The 17304-nt window shown below is 69.9% G+C and carries 17 protein-coding genes; 8 read left to right on the plus strand and 9 right to left on the minus strand.

Features of this window, described 5'->3' with window-relative positions:
• Window positions 1-9: 9 nt before the first annotated feature.
• Both AB0333_RS04070 and glgA read right to left on the minus strand, forming a co-directional pair.
• On the minus strand, window positions 10-1005 hold the full coding sequence (locus tag AB0333_RS04070; protein ID WP_366217448.1) for a polysaccharide pyruvyl transferase family protein: 996 nt from the start codon (window positions 1003-1005) through the stop codon (window positions 10-12).
• Window positions 1002-2198 (minus strand): glycogen synthase, encoded by a 1197-nt coding sequence (glgA, locus tag AB0333_RS04075; protein ID WP_366217449.1) that lies wholly within the window; start codon window positions 2196-2198, stop codon window positions 1002-1004. Before glgA ends, AB0333_RS04070 begins: the two co-directional genes overlap by 4 nt.
• A gap of 80 nt (window positions 2199-2278) precedes the next feature.
• Between glgA and glgC the strand changes: the two genes are divergently transcribed.
• Window positions 2279-3523, plus strand: a complete 1245-nt coding sequence (gene glgC / locus AB0333_RS04080) for a glucose-1-phosphate adenylyltransferase (protein WP_366217450.1) — start codon at window positions 2279-2281, stop codon at window positions 3521-3523.
• A 190-nt stretch (window positions 3524-3713) separates the two neighbouring features.
• Here glgC and AB0333_RS04085 read toward each other — a convergent pair whose 3' ends face one another.
• Entirely contained in the window at window positions 3714-4415 is a 702-nt protein-coding gene (locus AB0333_RS04085; protein ID WP_366217451.1) for an SDR family oxidoreductase, read from the minus strand.
• 83 nt (window positions 4416-4498) lie between these two features.
• Between AB0333_RS04085 and AB0333_RS04090 the strand changes: the two genes are divergently transcribed.
• The gene (locus AB0333_RS04090; protein ID WP_366217452.1) at window positions 4499-5878 is read left to right on the plus strand and encodes an aldehyde dehydrogenase family protein; all 1380 of its coding nucleotides are present in this window, start codon (window positions 4499-4501) and stop codon (window positions 5876-5878) included.
• A 96-nt stretch (window positions 5879-5974) separates the two neighbouring features.
• Window positions 5975-8737 (plus strand): aminopeptidase N, encoded by a 2763-nt coding sequence (gene pepN / locus AB0333_RS04095; protein ID WP_366217453.1) that lies wholly within the window; start codon window positions 5975-5977, stop codon window positions 8735-8737.
• 32 nt (window positions 8738-8769) lie between these two features.
• On the opposite strand, the gene AB0333_RS04100 is transcribed toward pepN, so the two are convergent.
• The gene (locus tag AB0333_RS04100) at window positions 8770-9843 is read right to left on the minus strand and encodes a biotin/lipoate A/B protein ligase family protein (protein ID WP_366217454.1); all 1074 of its coding nucleotides are present in this window, start codon (window positions 9841-9843) and stop codon (window positions 8770-8772) included.
• Between the two features lie 57 nt (window positions 9844-9900).
• Here AB0333_RS04100 and AB0333_RS04105 point away from each other — a divergent pair, with 57 nt between their 5' ends.
• The 4 genes from AB0333_RS04105 to AB0333_RS04120 are packed head-to-tail and all read left to right on the plus strand — an operon-like array spanning window position 9901 to window position 12319.
• Window positions 9901-10434 carry an RNA polymerase sigma factor gene (locus AB0333_RS04105; RefSeq protein WP_366217571.1) on the plus strand — a complete coding sequence of 178 codons (534 nt, stop codon included), beginning with the start codon at window positions 9901-9903 and terminating at the stop codon, window positions 10432-10434.
• Between the two features lie 8 nt (window positions 10435-10442).
• Window positions 10443-11102, plus strand: coding sequence for a methylated-DNA--[protein]-cysteine S-methyltransferase (locus AB0333_RS04110; protein ID WP_366217455.1), 660 nt, complete (start codon window positions 10443-10445; stop codon window positions 11100-11102).
• A 14-nt stretch (window positions 11103-11116) separates the two neighbouring features.
• Window positions 11117-11752, plus strand: a complete 636-nt coding sequence (locus tag AB0333_RS04115) for a DNA-3-methyladenine glycosylase I (protein ID WP_366217572.1) — start codon at window positions 11117-11119, stop codon at window positions 11750-11752.
• 9 nt (window positions 11753-11761) lie between these two features.
• Window positions 11762-12319, plus strand: coding sequence for a hypothetical protein (locus AB0333_RS04120; protein ID WP_366217456.1), 558 nt, complete (start codon window positions 11762-11764; stop codon window positions 12317-12319).
• A gap of 132 nt (window positions 12320-12451) precedes the next feature.
• Here AB0333_RS04120 and AB0333_RS04125 read toward each other — a convergent pair whose 3' ends face one another.
• The 4 genes from AB0333_RS04125 to AB0333_RS04140 form a co-directional block, all read right to left on the minus strand.
• A complete protein-coding gene (locus tag AB0333_RS04125; RefSeq protein WP_115931261.1) occupies window positions 12452-12709 on the minus strand; it encodes a type B 50S ribosomal protein L31 in 258 nt (85 codons plus the stop codon).
• A gap of 171 nt (window positions 12710-12880) precedes the next feature.
• On the minus strand, window positions 12881-13672 hold the full coding sequence (locus AB0333_RS04130) for an RNA methyltransferase (protein WP_366217573.1): 792 nt from the start codon (window positions 13670-13672) through the stop codon (window positions 12881-12883).
• Between the two features lie 40 nt (window positions 13673-13712).
• The gene (locus AB0333_RS04135; protein ID WP_366217574.1) at window positions 13713-14522 is read right to left on the minus strand and encodes a sulfite exporter TauE/SafE family protein; all 810 of its coding nucleotides are present in this window, start codon (window positions 14520-14522) and stop codon (window positions 13713-13715) included.
• 45 nt (window positions 14523-14567) lie between these two features.
• Window positions 14568-15332, minus strand: coding sequence for an ABC transporter ATP-binding protein (locus AB0333_RS04140; RefSeq protein ID WP_366217575.1), 765 nt, complete (start codon window positions 15330-15332; stop codon window positions 14568-14570).
• Between the two features lie 131 nt (window positions 15333-15463).
• Between AB0333_RS04140 and serB the strand changes: the two genes are divergently transcribed.
• Window positions 15464-16372 (plus strand): phosphoserine phosphatase SerB, encoded by a 909-nt coding sequence (serB, locus tag AB0333_RS04145; protein WP_366217457.1) that lies wholly within the window; start codon window positions 15464-15466, stop codon window positions 16370-16372.
• 87 nt (window positions 16373-16459) lie between these two features.
• On the opposite strand, the gene AB0333_RS04150 is transcribed toward serB, so the two are convergent.
• Window positions 16460-17299, minus strand: coding sequence for an SDR family oxidoreductase (locus tag AB0333_RS04150; protein WP_366217458.1), 840 nt, complete (start codon window positions 17297-17299; stop codon window positions 16460-16462).
• Window positions 17300-17304: the final 5 nt, after the last annotated feature.

Genomic DNA, 17304 nt, shown 5'->3' on the forward strand with positions numbered 1-17304 from the left:
TCGTTCCTGTCAGTCGCCCCGCAGGTGGTGGATGAGCGCGCTCAACCCCTCGTTGACTGGGCCGGCACCGGAAAAGAGTCGATCGACGGCAGGGTGATCGGCGCGTGGGGCCCGGGACTCGGGGCCAGCATCTGCCGCTCCGCGTCCGGGCCCCATCCAGGACGACGTCAGCCGCGCGACGGCCCGTCCCTCGGTCAGGCACCATGCCAACTGGTGGTCCAGGGCGGACTCCGAGACCGCGGCGGCGGACAGCACCGCCGGCCAGCCCAGAGCATGCGCCTGCGCCGTCACCTTGCCGCCGCCCTTCACGGGGTCCAGGGCCAGGGCCGGGACCCCCGCGCGCAGTGCCAGGACGAGGCCGTGCATCCGCATGGTCACCACTGCGTCCAGGCGCCGGATCACCGTCTGCAGCTGTTCCGGCGATGCCGGCAGGCGCCAGTCCCGCGGGTCCAGACGGGTGTCCAGGTCCAGCCGGCCGGCGTCGACCCGGGACAGCCACGTCTCCACCGTGCCCTTCACCGCGTCGTGACGGCGCCGGGTCCCATACTCCCGCTGGCCGGCCGTCAGGAACACTCCGAGAACCGGCGGCAGGCTCGCCTTGGGTGTCAACGGTGCCACCGTGGCCAGGTCCGGCTGTGGGGGCGACCCCGGACGGTCCCGGGCGAAGATCCGGTGGAACCCGGTCACGGCGGGATCGTCGGAGTCGATGATGCTGACGCCGATGGCGACCCGGGTGCAGTGGGCGAAGCGTTCATGTAACTCCACCAGCGGCGTCCCCGCGGCGGGGCCGCAGACGAAGACCAGATGCGAGTAGAGGCCGGGTTCCGCGTCCTCCAGGACGAGTCCGCCCGGCGGACACATGACGGGGCTCCAGGCCGTGTCGTGCCCGATGCCGGCCGTCGACAAGGCGCCCTCGACCGTTCTCAGGGCCAGCACGTCGCCCGCGGTGGCCTCCCCGTGCAGGACCGACGGCCAGCCGACCACAAGGACCCGCGCGTCGGTCACCGGAGGACGGACTCGTAGACGTCCAGGGTTCGATCGGCGATGGAATCCCAGGAGAAATGGTCGATCGCGCGCTGGCGGCCCGCTCTGCCCATCCGGTCTGCCTGGGCGGGATCGTCCAGCACGGACGTCAGCGCGGTGGCGAAGTCGGTCACGAAGCGCTCCTCATCGAGGGGCGTCCCGGAGCCGTCGGTCCTCTGGTCGAGATCCACCAGCAGGCCGGTCTCGCCGTGCCGGACGACCTCGGGGATCCCGCCCACGGCCGAGGCGACCACGGCCGTGCCGCACGCCATGGCCTCGAGGTTGACGATGCCGAGCGGCTCGTAGACGGAGGGGCAGGCGAACACGGTGGCGTGGGAGAGGATCTGCATGATGTCCGCCCGGGGAAGCATGCCCTCGATGACGGTCACCCCATCCCGCGTGGCCTTCAACTCGGCCACCAGACCCGCCACTTCGGCGGCCAGCTCCGGGGTGTCGGCCGCTCCGGCGCAGAGCACCAGCTGGACCTCGGGAGCGAGCCGGGCCATCGCCCGCAGGAGGTAGGGCACGCCCTTCTGCCGGGTCACCCGGCCGACGAAGGCGACCGTAGGACGCCCCGGCTCGATGCCATGGCGCTCGAGGGTGCCGGCGTCGTGCTGGGGGGTCCACAGTTCGGTGTCGATGCCGTTGTGGACGACGCGGACCTTGTCCGGATCCACGTCCGGGTAGGCGGCCAGGATGTCCCGTCGCATCCCCTCCGAGACCGCGATCACGGCTGCCGCAGAGGCGTAGGCGGTGGCCTCCGCCCACGAGGACACGCGGTAGCCGCCGCCGAGTTGCTCGGCTTTCCAGGGCCGCAGGGGCTCCAGCGAATGCGCGGAGAGGATATGCGGAACATGGTGGAGGAGGCCGCCGAGATGGCCGGCCAGGTTCGCATACCAGGTGTGGGTGTGGATCAGGTCCGTGCCGGCCAGGTCCTCCAGGATGGCCAGGTCGGTGCCGAGGGTCTGGACGGCGGCATTGGAGGCCTCCAGGCCGCCGGGGACGCCGTGACTGGTCACCCTTGCCCCGTGGAAGTCGGGATCCCGGGCCTCCCCGAAGGCATGGACGCGTAGATCGACCCGGCCGGCCAGGACCCGGGACAGCTCCGCGACATGCACGCCGGCACCCCCATAGATGGCCGGAGGGAATTCCTTGGTCACGATGTCGATGCGCACGTCATCAACGTAGTCGAGGACAGTGGACTCCCGTTAGTGTGAAGGCACGGACACTCCTCCAAGGGAACGGGACGCTTCAGATGCCACAGAAAAAGGTGCTGGCGATCGTGCTAGCCGGCGGTGAAGGCAAGCGGCTGTTGCCGTTGACGGCGGACCGGGCCAAGCCCGCCGTTCCGTTCGCGGGAAGCTATCGGTTGATCGACTTCGCCCTCTCGAACCTGGTGAACTCCAGGTACCTGAGGATTGTGGTGCTGACCCAGTACAAGTCGCACTCCCTGGACCGGCACATCTCCGAGACCTGGCGGATGTCCACCCTGTTGCAGAACTACGTAGCGTCGGTCCCGGCGCAGCAGCGCCGCGGCAAGGACTGGTTCCTCGGCAGCGCCAATGCCATCTACCAGTCGATGAACCTCATTCACGACGCGCGCCCGGACATCGTGGTGGTCATCGGGGCGGACCACGTCTACCGGATGGATTTCCAGCAGATGGTGGAGCAGCACCTCGACTCGGGCGTCTCGGCGACCGTGGCGGCTGTCCGGCAGCCCTTGGAGCTGGCATCATCCTTCGGGGTCATCGAGACCCAGCGGTCCAACCCGAATCTCATCGAGCGGTTCGTGGAGAAACCCGCGACGACCGAGGGGCTCGCCGATGACCCGACGCAGTTCCTGGCGTCCATGGGCAACTACGTCTTCACCGCCGACGCGCTGGTCAACGCCCTCAACGAGGATGCCCAGGCCAAGGACACAGATCATGACATGGGCGGCGACATCGTTCCGTGGTTCGTCGGGCAGAACGACTGCGGCGTCTACGACTTCACCACGAACGTGTTGCCCGAGGAGGTCGATCGCACCCACTACTGGCGCGACGTCGGCACCCTTGACTCCTACTATGACGCGCACATGGACCTGGTCAAGCCCTTGCCGGACTTCAACCTGTACAACCCCGAATGGCCCATCTTCACCCGACAGTCCGTCTCGCCCCCGGCCAAGTTGGTGCGGTCTGCGACGAAGCGCCCGGGCACCGCGGTGGACTCCATCCTGTCCCAGGGGGTGGTGATCTCCGGCGGGACCGTGGCCCAGTCCGTGTTGTCCACAGACGTCCGGGTGCACAACGAGGCCTGGGTGGAGCAGTCGGTGCTGCTCGACGGCGTGGTGGTCGGCAAGGGCGCCAAGGTCCGCAACGCGATCCTGGACAAGAACGTGGTGGTCCCAGAAGGCGTGCAGATCGGCTTCGACCGGGCCGAGGACGAGGCGCGCGGCTTCACCGTCACGGAATCGGGCCTGACCGTGACCTCGAAGGGGCAGTTCGTCCCGCCTCTGGACTGAACGGCGCTGTGCCCCGAACCAGCGGACGGCTCGGGGCGCGGCGCGTCAGGAAACAACTCTGACGGTTTGTGCACATGAAAACAAGTCTGCAAATTTGTGAGGCCTCGACGCCCCGCCCGGTGCTCCCGGCAAAGCCCCCGGACGACTCGCCGGGTCACCGGCTCACCAGGTCAGGGCCAGACGCACCGGCTCAAGGCCAGGAGGGTTCCTCCGCGTGGGCGATGAACAACTCACGCACCTCGCAGCCCGCCGGCTGGGACAGGGCGAACAGCACCGCCTGGGCCACATGGGACGGGTCGTTGAGCTGGGAGTCGTCCTGGGGCTTGTACTGCTCGGTCCGATCGTCGAAGAATCGGGTCTTCATGCCCCCGGGGATGAGCTGGGTGACCCCGACCTGGCCCTTGAGCTCCGCGGCCAAAGCCTGGGTGAAGCCGAGGACCCCGAATTTTGAGGCGCAGTAGGCGGTGGCGTCCGAGGCGCCCTTCAATGCGAGCGTTGAGGCCACCGTGATGACGCGCCCGCGGGAGGCCTTGAGTGCTGGTAGGGCTGCGCGCACGGTGGAGACGGTGCCGAAGAGGTTCACCCGGACCACCAGCTCCCAGTCCTCAATCGAGACGTCCTCGAGCCGGCCGCAGCGGTCGATCCCTGCGGCCGTGACGACGGCATCGAGGCCGCCAGCCTCGGCCGCGGCGCGCTCAACGGTCTCGGTCAGCGCGGCGGTGTCCGTCACATCCACCTCGTAGGCGGTGACGCCGCTCAGTGAGCTGATGTCCCGGTCCAGGACGATCGGCTGTCCGCCGCTGGACCGAACTGCTTCCACGACGGCAGCACCGAGGCCGGAGCCGCCACCGGTGACCAGGACTCGGCCGGGACCGAAGGTTGGAGAAACCATGCACTCTTCCTCTCACGGGGATGACCGCCCGTGCGGCGGCCTGGTTCCCCCCACCGTAACCTCAGACCGTTAGGGTCGGAACCATGACGACATCGATCCCCCCAGCCGAGATGACGGTCCTGAGCCCCCATGACGGCACGCACGTCGGCACGCTGCCCTGTGCGGGAGCGGAGGAGGTCCGCGCGGCCGTCACGACGGCCAGGATGGCTAGCCGGGAGTGGGCCAGCACCACTCCCGAGGAGCGGGGCAGGCTGGTGCGCGCCGCCGCCGACGCGTTGGCCCAGCATGCCGAGGAGGTGGCCGCTCTGAACACCCGGGAGACCGGCAAGCTGGCGCCAGAAGCCCTCGGCGGCGTGCTGGCCGGGGTCGGGACTTTGCACCAGTATGCGGAACTCGGTCCGGTGCACCGCGGCCACGCCCTGCGTGGAGGCGCCCTGGCGGCCGACTACACCGTGTCCGAACCGCGTGGCGTCGTGGCCGCGATCACCCCCTGGAACGACCCGGTGGCCGTCGCTGCGGGCCTGCTGGGCGCCGCCCTCGTCACCGGCAACACGGTGGTGCACAAGCCCAGTGAGCGCTGCCCGCACACCGGTGCCCGCCTCGGCGAGATCCTCGCGGCGGCCCTGCCCGAGGGCGTGCTGGTCACCGTGACCGGAGGCCCGGAGACGGGACGAACTCTGGCAGGGCAGGCCGATCTCGACATGCTGGCCCACGTGGGCTCGACCGAGACCGGCCGGGCCATCGCCCGAGCTGCCCTGGACACCGGAGCCCACGTGATCCGGGAGAACGGCGGCAACGATCCCCTCCTGGTGGATGACGACGTCGACCCGGCGTGGGCCGCCGAGCAGGCGGCGATCGGCGCGTTCACGAACGCGGGCCAGATCTGCACCTCCGTGGAACGCATCTACGTCCACCGGGCCGTGGCGGAACCGTTCCTGCACGCGCTGGCCGCCGAGGCCCGTCAACGCAACCGTGAGGCCGCCCTGGCCCCCCTGGTGGACCGCCGGATGCGGGAGGCGGTGCACGGTCACGTCCGGGCGGCGCTCCAGGACGGAGCCACCGCCCTGGAGGGTGGAGAGGTTCCCGAGGGGGCCGGCTCGTTCTACCCCGCCACCGTCCTGCGGGACTGTACCGACGCCATGCGGGTGATGACCGAGGAGACCTTCGGTCCGGTCGCTCCGGTCAGGGTGGTGGACAGTTTCGCCGAAGGCCTGCACCTCGCGTCCCGGGATCGCTACGGCCTGGCGGCGACGGTCCTGACGGGGCGGATCGCCCACGCCCAGCGGGCCATTGCGGAGCTGCCGGCGGGCACCGTCAAGGTCAACAACGTCTTCGGCGGCGCACCTGGCGGCGCGGCCCAGCCCCGGCGGGACAGCGGCGCGGGGTTCGGCTATGGGCCTGAGCTGCTCGACGAGATGACCCAGGTCAAGGTCGTGCACGTGGAGATGCCGCCCAGCAGCTGAGGACCGCCGCGTCAGCCTCGGAACTCGTCGACCTCCTGGGAGATTCCTCGGGACTCCTCGCTCACGATTTCGTGAAAGAGTGGTTGAATATCTCTCATGGTGACCGACAACACGCTGGACGCGCCCGTGGCCGACGCGCTCCCGACGTTCCTGGACCGTACGAACCTGACCCGGGACGAGGCGTCCGCCCGGTCCCGCCAGGTCACCACCCGCGAGTACGACGTCCACATCGACCTGTCCACGGCCCTGGACCCCCCCGCCACCGGGTATCGGTCGACGACGACCCTCACCTTCTCCTGCGCGACTCCGGGAACGTGGACGTTCCTCGACTTCATCAACGACGGCGTGGAGTCCGTGGTCCTCAACGGCCGGACCCTGGATCCCGCACGCGTCGCGGGGCGTGCGCGCATCCTGCTCGAGGACCTGGCCGCAGAGAATGAGGTCACCGTCACCGGGACCGCGCTCTACTCGACCTCGGGTGAGGGGATGCACCGGTTCGTGGATCCCGCGGACCGGCAGACGTACCTCTACACGCAGTACGAGCCGGCCGACGCCCGCCGGGTGTTCGCGAACTTCGAGCAACCCGACCTCAAGGCGCGGTTCACCTTCCACCTGACCGGTCCCGGACACTGGGTGCTCGCCTCGAACCAACCGGAGACCGCACGCCAGCCGGCCGTCGTGGCCGCCGACCGCGTCATGGACGGGGTGGCAGAGGGTGTGGCCTCCGCCAGGAACCTGGTGACCGTGGACTTCGCGCCCACCCCGCCGCTGTCCACGTACCTCACCACGCTGCTGGCCGGGCCGTACGCCACGTGGGCGGACCGCTGGACCGGCCATCCGGCGTCGGGCGCGCCGGAGGTGCCGCTGGCCCTGTACTGCCGGGCCTCGATGGCCGCCTCCCTGGACGCCGAACGGCTGTTCGCCACCACCCGGGCCGGACTCGACTTCTTCCACGACCTCTTCGGGGTCCCCTACCAATGGGGCAAGTACGGGCAGGCCTTCGTGCCCGAGTACAACCTCGGCGCCATGGAGAACCCGGGGCTGGTGACCTTCACCGAGGACTACGTCTTCACCTCGCAGGCCACCGCGGCGCAGTACGAGGCCCGGGCCACCACGATCATGCACGAGATGGCCCACATGTGGTTCGGCGACCTCGTGACCATGCGCTGGTGGGACGACCTGTGGCTGAAGGAGTCATTCGCGGACTACATGGGCACCCTCGCCGTCGCCGAGGCCACGGAGTTCACCGGGGCCTGGACCACCTTCGCCAACCGGCGCAAGGGGTGGGCCTACGTCCAGGACCAGTATCCGACCACCCACCCGATCGTGGCGGACATCACCGACCTGGAGGCCGCCCGGCAGAACTTCGACGGGATCACGTACGCCAAGGGCGCCTCCGTGCTCAAGCAGCTGGTGGCCTTCGTGGGCCGGGACGCCTTCATGGCGGCCTCCCGCGAGTACTTCGCCCGGCATGCCTGGGGCAACGCGTCCCTCTCCGACTTCGTGGATGCCCTCGAGGAGGCCTCCGGGCGTGACCTGGAGGAATGGGTGGACACCTGGCTTCACACCCGCGGAGTCCCGGAGCTGAACGTGGAGGACGGACACCTCCACCATCGGGGCGCCGATCCCGTGACCGGCGCGGAGGTGCTGCGCCCGCACGTGCTGAAGGTCGGTCGGTACTCCCCCGATGACGTCGGGCGGCTCGTCCGCACCGGCACGGTGGACGTGGAGGTCCGGTCCGGTCGGGCCGGCACCAGCACGCCGGTGCTGCTGCCGGCTTCCGACGACGCCGAGGCGGTGCAGCTCGTCCTCCCCAATGACGAGGACCTCACGTACGCCACCATCCGGCTCGACGAGGCCTCGCTGCACGCGGTGCTCCGCTATCCCGTCGAGAACGACCTGGCCTGCGCCACCGTGTGGGCTGCGCTGTGGAACATGACCCGGGACGGCCTCCTGCCCGCGGCCCAGTTCGTGGATGCGGTGTGCCGGCTTTCTGGCCTGATGTCCGACGCCGGCCTGTACGGCCGGGTGCTCGAACAGGCCCTGAGCGCCGTGTCCCGGTTCGTCCCGCCGTCGGACCGGGCCGCGGTGCGGTCCCGTCTGGGTGCCGCGCTGGCTGACGCGCTGCAGACGACGGGCGCCGGCGGCGATCGCCAGCGGTCCGCGGTCCGGACCCTGACCCGGTTGGCCCGCGGCGCCGGTGACGAGGGGGCCGCAGCCGAGGAGCACCTCGTGGCCGTCCTGCGGGCCCTCGTGGCCTCGGGTCCGGAGGCGGCGCGGGACCATGCCGTGGTGGCCCCGGGGTTGGACGTGGACGCCGAGATCCGCTGGGCGGCCTGGCAGGGATTGGCCGCCCTCGGACGGGCCGCACCGGACGAATTGGATGCGGCCTACCGGGCCGATGTCACCGCGGCCAACGCCGTCCGGCACCGGATGGCGTGCGCGGCGATCCCCGAGGAGCCCGTGCGCCGGGCCGCCTGGGAGGCGGTGATGACGGGCCACACCGCGGACGGTCAGACGCTGTCCAACGATCATCTCTCGGCCACGGCGGCCGGCTTCACCGCGTCCCGCCCGGACCTGGCGGCACCGTTCGCCGCACGGTTCTGGCCGCAACTGGGGACCGTCTGGTCCAGCCGGTCCAACGGTCTGGCCACCCGGACCATCGTCGGGCTGTTCCCCTCGGCGCAGGACGCCCTCCCGGGCACTGCCGACGATCAGGCGAGCCATCCCGTGGTGCTCGCGGCGCACGCCTGGCTGCAGGAACATCCGGACTCGCCGCGGGCCCTGCGCCGCATCGTGATCGAGGAGGCAGACGACGTGCTCCGGGCGCTGCGGGCGCAGGCAGCAGGCCGGCCCTGAGCCGGCCTTGAGCCGACCCGAGCGCTCCGGGACTACGGCACGCGGGCCGTCCAGGCCGGCGTCGTGAACTTCGCGGCGGCCAAGGCCTCGGCGCGAGAGATCTCGTCCTCGGTGAGGTGCGTCCGGGTGGCACCGTAGCGGTCCGTGAACGTGGACATCATGGTCTCCCAGATCTCCGGCCGGGTCAGTCCGGTCTGGCGGCGGAGCGGGTCGACGCGTTTCTTGGCGGAGCGGATGCCCTTGTCCCGGATCTTCTCCCGGCCGATGCGCAGGACCTCGGTCATCTTGTCCGCGTCGATGTCATAGCTCATCGTGACGTGGTGCAGCAGCCCCCCGCTGGCCAGCCGCTTCTGCGCGGCGCCACCGATCTTGCCCTCCGGTGTGGCGATGTCGTTCAGCGGCTGATAGAACGCCTCCACGCCGGTCCTGGCCAGGGCATCCATGGCCCACGCGTCGAGGAACGGGTAGGAGTCCGCGAAGCTCATCCCATCCACGAGGGACTGCGGCAGGTAGAGCGAGTAGGTGACGCAGTTGTCCGCCTCCATGAACATGGCCCCGCCGCCGGAGATGCGGCGCGCGACCGTGATCCCGTGCCGTTCGACCCCCGCCGGATCCACCTCGTTGGCCAGGGACTGGAACGAACCGATGACGACCGCCGGCTCCGTCCACTGCCACAGGCGCAGCGCGGGCCCGCGCCGGCCGGCCGCCACGTCCTCGGTGAGGATCTGGTCCAACGCCACCTGGGTGATGATGGGCAGCGGCTGCGGCGCGAGGATCTCCCACTCGTGGTCTTCCCACGTGGTCGCGTGGCCCAGGGCCCGGCGCACGGCCGTGGCCACGGCGGCCGGGTCGAAGCCGAACATCACCGTCTCGGGCCCGACGGCGGCGCGCACCGTCTCGGCGATGGTCCCGTGGGGTGCGTTGACGTCCAGCCCGAGGAGCGAGCGGTTGATGTCCTGCAGGGCCTCGTCCGGCTCGAGGAAGAAGTCCCCGTTGATGCTGGCCGTGGCGACGGCCCCGTTAGAGACCGTCAGGTCCGCGATGACCAGCTTGCCGCCGGTGACCTTGTACTCGCCGTGGTGGGAGGATCTGAGAGGGGTGTTCATGATTCCATCTTCACACCTCACGTTCCGGGACGCTGGCGCGTCTACTGTGTGATGACGATGACAGAACCGTTCGAACAGGCCGTCCAGCGGCACGGGGCCACCGTGTTGCGGGTGTGCCGAGCCGTGCTGGGACCCGGCCCGGATGCCGACGACGCGTGGCAGGAGACCTTCCTGGCAGCACTGCGGCAGTGGCCGGAGCTGGCGCCGGGGACGAACCTGGAGGCGTGGCTCGTGCGCGTGGCCGGCCGCAAGGCGATCGACGTCCTCCGTGCCCGGGGCCGCGGTGCGGTGCCGATGGAGATCCTTCCCGAACACCCGGCGGCGGACGGATTGACGGGCACCGGGACGGACGGGCTCTGGTCCGTGGTGGCGTCTCTCCCTGAGCGGCAACGTCTGGCCGTGGCCTACCACTACCTCGGCGGGCTTCCCCATGCCGAGACGGCCGCGTTGATCGGCGGCAGCGCGGAAGCCGTCCGGCGCGCCTCCTCGGATGGCGTCCGGGCGCTGCGGCGGATTCTCGAGGAGGACGAGAGGACACCGGTTCACACCGCATCGTCACTGACGACAGGAGCCAGAGGACCACAACGATGACGAAGCCCATGACCACACCACCCGCGACTGCTGCGCGCCCTCCCGAGCGGCCGGATCCGCTGGCAGGGACCGTACTGCAGGGGCGTTTCTCGGTGGCCGAGGCGGATCTGACGGCCCTGCGGGACCGGCTTGCCCAACGCGCCGAGGAGGCGGACCTGCTCGACCTGGCCTACCGGATCGTGGACAGTCCCGTGGGACGGCTCCTGCTCGTGGCCGGCCCCCACGGCCTGGTCCGCGTGGCCTTCGACAGCGAGGGATTCTCCCAGGTGCTCGCCGGGCTGTCCGAGAGGATCAGCCCCCGGTTGCTGCACGCCCCCTGGAAGCTGGACGCGGTGGCCCGCGAGCTCGAGGAGTACTTCAGCGGACGCCGCAGCCGTTTCGAGGTCCCCGTGGACTTCATCCTGTCCTCGGGGTTCCGGCTAGCCGTCCAACGGGAACTGCCCGGGATTGGCTACGGGCAGACTGCCACATATCGGGAACTCGCCGAACGGCTCGAGAACCCCAAGGCGGTCCGTGCGGTGGGTTCCGCCTGTGCCACCAATCCGCTGCCCGTGGTGGTCCCCTGCCACCGGGTGCTGCGCTCGGATGGCAGCCTCGGCGGCTACCTCGGGGGCCTCGAGGCCAAGACCCTGTTGTTGGAGCTTGAGAAGGAGAACGCCGCGGCATGAGTGACAAGGCAGCGATGACGACGGGCGCCACGACTGATATTCGTGAGGCTTCTGATGCCGGTCTGGTGGTCGGCGAGGACGGCTTGGCCCGGCCCGTGTGGGCTTCCAAGGACCTGATGCTGCGTGAGTACTACGACGGGGAATGGGGCCTGCCGGTCCGGGACGAACGGGGCCTGTTCGAACGCCTGAGCCTGGAGGCCTTCCAGTCCGGTCTGTCCTGGGCCATCATCCTGCGCAAGAGACCGGCCTTCCGGGCGGCCTTCGCGGACTTCGACCCGGATGCGGTGGCCGCCTTCGATGACCGTGACGTGGAACGGCTGCTCGGCGATGCGGGCATTGTCCGCAACCGGGCCAAGATCCTGGCCACGATCGGCAACGCCCGGGCCACGATCGCACTGCGGGACCAGGGAGGGCTGGCGGAGTTCATCTGGTCCTTCCAGCCGGAGGTGACGCCACAGCCCCGGACCCTGGACGAGATTCCCAGCCGGTCCCCCGAGTCGGTCGCAGCCGCCCAGGCGCTGCGCTCCCAGGGGTTCTCCTTCGTGGGCCCCACCACCGTGTTCGCCCTGATGGAGGCCGTCGGCATCGTGGACACGCATCTGATCGGCTCGCACCGCCGAGGCACCTCGGGAGTATGGTCCGCTGGCTAGGATCGGGGCATGACCTCCCCGCTCGTCTCCACCTCCCCTTCCCCTGGCACGCACCCTCCGGAGCGAGGTCAGGGATTCCGCCGATTTACGGCCCGCCTCGGCTGGGTCCTCGCCGTGGTGGTTCCGGTCTGGCTGGCCGGTGGGCGCGTGCTCACGAACAGCACCGGGGACCTGACGCCCGTCTACGCGGCCACCCTGGCCCCGGTGCTGCTGGTCCTCTCCGTCGTCGCCCTCGCCGTGCCGGCGCGGCGCCAGGCGCGCTACCCTTCCGTCCGGGCCTGCACCATCCTGCTGATGTCCTGGGGGTGCGGGATCGCACTCGGTTTCACCCTGCCGGACACCGGTGAGGGGGCGTCGTCCGTCCTGGGGGCCTGGGCGGGACCGGGAGCGGAGGGTGCCGCTGCGGCATTGTCCAATCCCCTGGGGATCATCATGGTGTTCCTGGCCGTCATGGGGTGCGTGGTGTCGATCCGCCAGAGTGCCCACGGCGACGGTCAGGGGCGGTCTCGGGACGCCGACGAGGACCACGCGCAGGGCACCGGCTACTTTCCCGTGCTGGACGTGTAGAGGCGCTTTCCTCGAGGTGCACCGGTCGGATCCCGCTCCTTAAACACGAAACCGGGGCCGATCCGGACTCGTCCCCGAGGGGAGGTCCTGGATCGGCCCCGGTGTGCTGGGGCATCCAGTAGGCGGTAGGCCCTACTTCTTGCCGCCGAAGCCCTTGAAGCGGGCGTTGAATCGCTCCACGCGGCCGGCGGTATCCATGATCCGCTGCTTGCCGGTGTAGAAGGGGTGCGAGGCCGCGGAGATTTCCACGTCGATGACCGGGTAGGTGTTGCCGTCTTCCCACTCCATCGTCTTCTGGGACGTGGTGGTGGTGCGGGTCAGGACCTTCTCGCCGGAGGCCAGATCGTTGAAGATCACCAGCTGGTAATCGGGATGGATGTCAGTCTTCATGGGGAATCCTTCGGTGGCGCCACTGGATTTTGCCAGCGGCTGATGAGGAACGTGTCGTGGTTGACCGCAGTACGGCCAGCCACCCACTATAACGCATGGGCCCTCCGGGAGTCATCCGACACCCTGCAGCGAAACCGACCCGGGAGACGGCTGCCGCCTCACCATGAGCCACTACCGTGTCGCGTAGAAGGCGATGGCCGAGGAGGCGGCGACGTTGAGCGAGTCGACCTCGTTCCTCATCGGAATGGTGACTCTCCTGTCGAGCCGCCGCTCCGCCTCGGCTGTCAGCCCAGCACCCTCATAGCCGAAGACCAGGGCGAGTCTCTCGTGATCCTCGGCGACCAGGTCGTCTAGCGTGATGGCACCGTGCCCCAGGGTCATCCCCGCCACCGTGAAGCCGGCGTCCTTCAACACCTCGATACCAGGTGGCCAGGGTTCGATGCGCGTCCACGGCACCTGGAACACGGCGCCCATCGAGACACGGATGGAGCGGCGGTAGAACGGGTCCGCGCAGAGGGGGGACACCAGCACGGCGTCGATGCCGATGGCTGCCGCAGACCGGAAGATGGCCCCCACGTTGGTGTGGTCGGCGATGTTCTCCAGCACGGCGATACGGCGGGCCCTGGTCAGCACCTCGTCGACCGTGTGCGGCACGGGCCGTTCCATGGCGGCCAGGGCGCCCCGGTGCAGGTGGAAGCCGGTGATCGAGGCGAGCAGGGCGTCCGTGCCGGTGTAGACCGGGACGTCCGGATGGGCGGCGAAGACATCGGCCATCGAGTCGACATACCGGTGCGCCAGGAAGAAGGAGCGTGGCCGGTGGCCTGCGTCCAGGGCCCGGCGGACCACCAGTGAGGATTCGGCCAGGTACATGCCGTAGGCGGCATCGGTGCGCCGGCGCAGAGCCGCGTCGGTGAGGTTACTGAAGACCTCCACCCGCGGATCCGTGGGGTCGGTCACCTCGATGGCGCCGGTGGCCCCGATCGCATTGAGGGACCCGTGGGGCTCACCCACCGGTCAACAGGGGCCATGCCAGGTTCACGAGGCCCGCCACGCCCACGACGACGATGACCACGCGGAGCCAGAACGGCTTGATGCGGCGGCCGATCTTGGCCCCGAGGGAGGCACCGATCATGGAGGACACCGCGATCAGCAGCACGGCCCGCCAATCGATGCGGTCGAAGGCGAAGATCAGGTAGGACACGGCGGCGATGAGGTTCACCGCCAGGGACAGCCAGGTCTTGATGGCGTTCGCGTAGACCAGGGCCCCGGACAGGAACACCCCCATGATGCCCAGCAACAGGACACCCTGGGCGGCCACAAAGTACCCGCCGTAGATGCCCGCGGCGAAGATGAGCGCCCAGAGCACGGGAGACACCGGACCCGTGGGGGTCTCCGGTTCCTCGACCTGGTCCTCGCCGGCCTTCCGCCGGCGGACCCACCGGGACAGCGCGGGCTGGAAGACCACGAAGCAGATGGCCACGGCGATGAGGATCGGGGCGGCGATCCCGAAGACCTCCTCCGGCAGGACCATCAGGAGGAACGCTCCCACGAGGCCACCCGCGAGGGAGGCGATCGTCAAGGCCGGCAGCACGGCCTTGGAGGCCGCCAGTTCACGGCGGAAGCCGAAGACCCCGGACACGCCGGCGGCCACGAGGCCCATGGCATTGGACATCTGTGCGGTGACGGGCGGAAATCCCATCGCCACCAGCACGGGGAAGGTCACCAGGGTGCCGGAACCCACCACGGTGTTGATGGTGCCGGCCCAGAAGCCGGCCAGCAGGATGACGACGACCTGCCACAGGTCCAGACCCATGACGTCGAGGCCCAGAACGTCCACGCGGTACTCCCCCGGGGCCGGTCAGCGAGCGACGGCCGTGTAGCGGCCGTCGATCCGCGTGACCTTGAGCGGCAGGCCGAAAGCGGTGGAGAGATGGTCCTCGGTCAGCGTCTGCTCCAGAGGTCCGGCGGCCACCACGCGTCCGTGGCGCATGAGCAGCGCATGGGTGAATCCGGGCGGGACCTCTTCCACGTGGTGGGTCACCAGCACGAGGGCGGGAGCGGCGGGATCGGAAGCCAGTCGGGTCAGCGCCCGGACGAGCGTCTCACGTCCGGCCAGGTCGAGACCGGCGGCCGGCTCGTCCAGGAGCAGCAACTCCGGGTCGGTCATCAGCGACCGGGCCACGAGGACACGCTTGCGTTCGCCCTCGGACAGGGTGCCGAACCGGCGGCCCTCGTAACCGCTCAGGCCCCACTGCCAGATCAGGCGGCGGGCTCGCTCCTCATCCACGGTGTCATAGGCCTCGTTCCAGCGGCCCATGACACCCCAGGACGCGGTCAGCACGGCGTTCAGCACGGTCTCCCCGTCCGGGAGCTGCTGGGCCAGCGCCGCGGAGGACAGCCCGATGCGCGGGCGCAGCTCGAACACGTCGACGGCGCCGAGCACCTCGTCGAGGATGCCCACCATGCCGGTGGTCGGGTGCATACGGGTGGAGGCGACCTGCAGCAGCGTCGACTTGCCGGCCCCGTTGGGTCCCATGATGATCCAGCGCTCACCCTCCCGGACCTGCCAGCTGACCTCGGACAGCAGGTCCTTGGTGCCCCTCCGGACACCGACCCCGGCCATCTCCACGACCGATTCACCCGACGGGGTGAACAGTTCGTGGTCCGTGGCGGCGCGCAGGGGCTGGGAAGAGGGGCTGGTCATGTTTCAAACACTAGGCTAGAAACACCCCCTGAAGCACGAAAGGCCACGGCATGCCGCCCATTGTTTCCCCGTCCACCGGTCCGGACATCATCGACTCCTCCCTCGGGACGGACCTGGTCCTGGTCTATGCCCCGGGCGTTGACGGAACCGATGCCGAACCGACCTCGACCCCGCCGGTGGTGCCGGCCCATGCAGAGCCGGTGGCCGGCGTCGGCTTCCACGGCTGGCGGTGGCACGTGCCGGCCGGTGACGCGGCGGGCCGCCCCGACCATGGTCTGCTCCCGGAGGGGCACGCCGTCGCCGTGGTTCCGGCCGTCGCCCTGGCGGCCCAGCCCAAGATGCTGGTCATGGATGTGGACTCGACCCTGATCCGCCAGGAGGTCATCGAACTATTGGCCGCCCACGCGGGCCGCGAGGCCGAGGTGGCCGCCGTGACCGAGGCCGCGATGCGCGGTGAACTGGACTTCGCGCAATCGCTGCATCACCGGGTCAAGGCCCTGGCGGGACTGGACGCGACCGTCATCGACCAGGTGGTGGCCGCTGTCGAGCCCCAGCCCGGCGCGCGAGAGGTCATCGGTGCCTTCCGGGCGGCCGGGTGGCAGGTGTGTGCCGTGTCCGGTGGCTTCACCCAGGTCCTCGCGCCCCTCGCGGCCGATTTCGGCCTGGACCAGTACCGGGCGAACGACCTGGAGATCGTGGACGGACGGCTGACCGGCCGGGTCCTGGGCACCGTGGTGGACCGGGCCGTGAAGGCTGAGATGCTCCGTGCCTGGTCCGCGGCGGCCGGGGTCCACGCCGACGGCGTTATCGCCGCCGGGGACGGCGCGAACGACATCGACATGCTCCAGGCCGCGGGACTGGCCGTGGCCTTCTGTGCCAAGCCGGCACTTCGCGCCCACGCGCACGTCGAGCTGGACCTGCCCTCGCTGGACGTCCTGCGCGTGCTGGCCGGCCTGTAGCCGGCCGCACCACGCAATTTCAGGCGACTTCGCGTGGGTGTTCTGCCATGCCACCCACGCGAAGTCGACTGAAAGCCCTTTAGTTGTCTAGCGGTGGTCGGGGTCTCCGGCCACGTCGAGGAAATCCTGGGCCCCACCGACGTACTCGGTGTGGCCGACCGGCAGATCCCGGCGGTCAGAACCCACCACAGCGGCGATCTCCGCTGCGAACTCGGCCACCGAGTAGAGCTTGCCGGCGGCCTCGCGGCGGGCCTCGAGGGCACCGGGCTCGGCACGGTTGAGCATGGTGGCCGTGATGGTCCCCTCGATCATGTCCCCGGACACCACCACAAAGCCGATCCCCCGATCCTGCAGCGCCGGAATCCGCTCGCGCAGGGCGATCTCGCCGGCGCGCTTGGACCGGGCGACCGGGACGTAGGCGTCCATGGTGGGGACCGAGTCGATGAAGTGTGCCTGGTGGCTCGTGACGAAGACCACCTGACCGCCGGCCGGCATGACCTCAAGGGCGGCCTCGAGCATGGCCAACTGGGAATCGCGGTTCAGCACGGTGGCGTAGTCCTCGCCCATCGAGGTCTCCATGCCTCCGGAGGCGTTCAGCACCAGGATGTCCAGGGACCCGAAGGCCGCGACAGCGGCGTCCACCATGGCCTTGCGGCCCTCGGCGGTGGTGATGTCCGCGCCCACGGCCACGGCACGGCCGCCTGCCGCCTCGATGGCGCCCACCACCTTGTTGGCGCGGGGCGCCTTCTGGCGGTAGTTGACGACGACGCCGGCCCCCCGGGCGGCGAGCAGCTGCGCGGTGTCCGCGCCCACACCGCGGCTGGAGCCGGTGACGATGGCGCCCTTGCCGGCCAGGTCCTGGGCGGTGGAGGGGGTGGAATCGGGGCCCGCTGCCTGCGCTGCGTTGTCAGAAGTCTCAGAAGTCATGGGAA

It is taken from the genome of Citricoccus sp. NPDC079358 (assembly GCF_040702545.1).
Taxonomy (GTDB): domain Bacteria; phylum Actinomycetota; class Actinomycetes; order Actinomycetales; family Micrococcaceae; genus Citricoccus.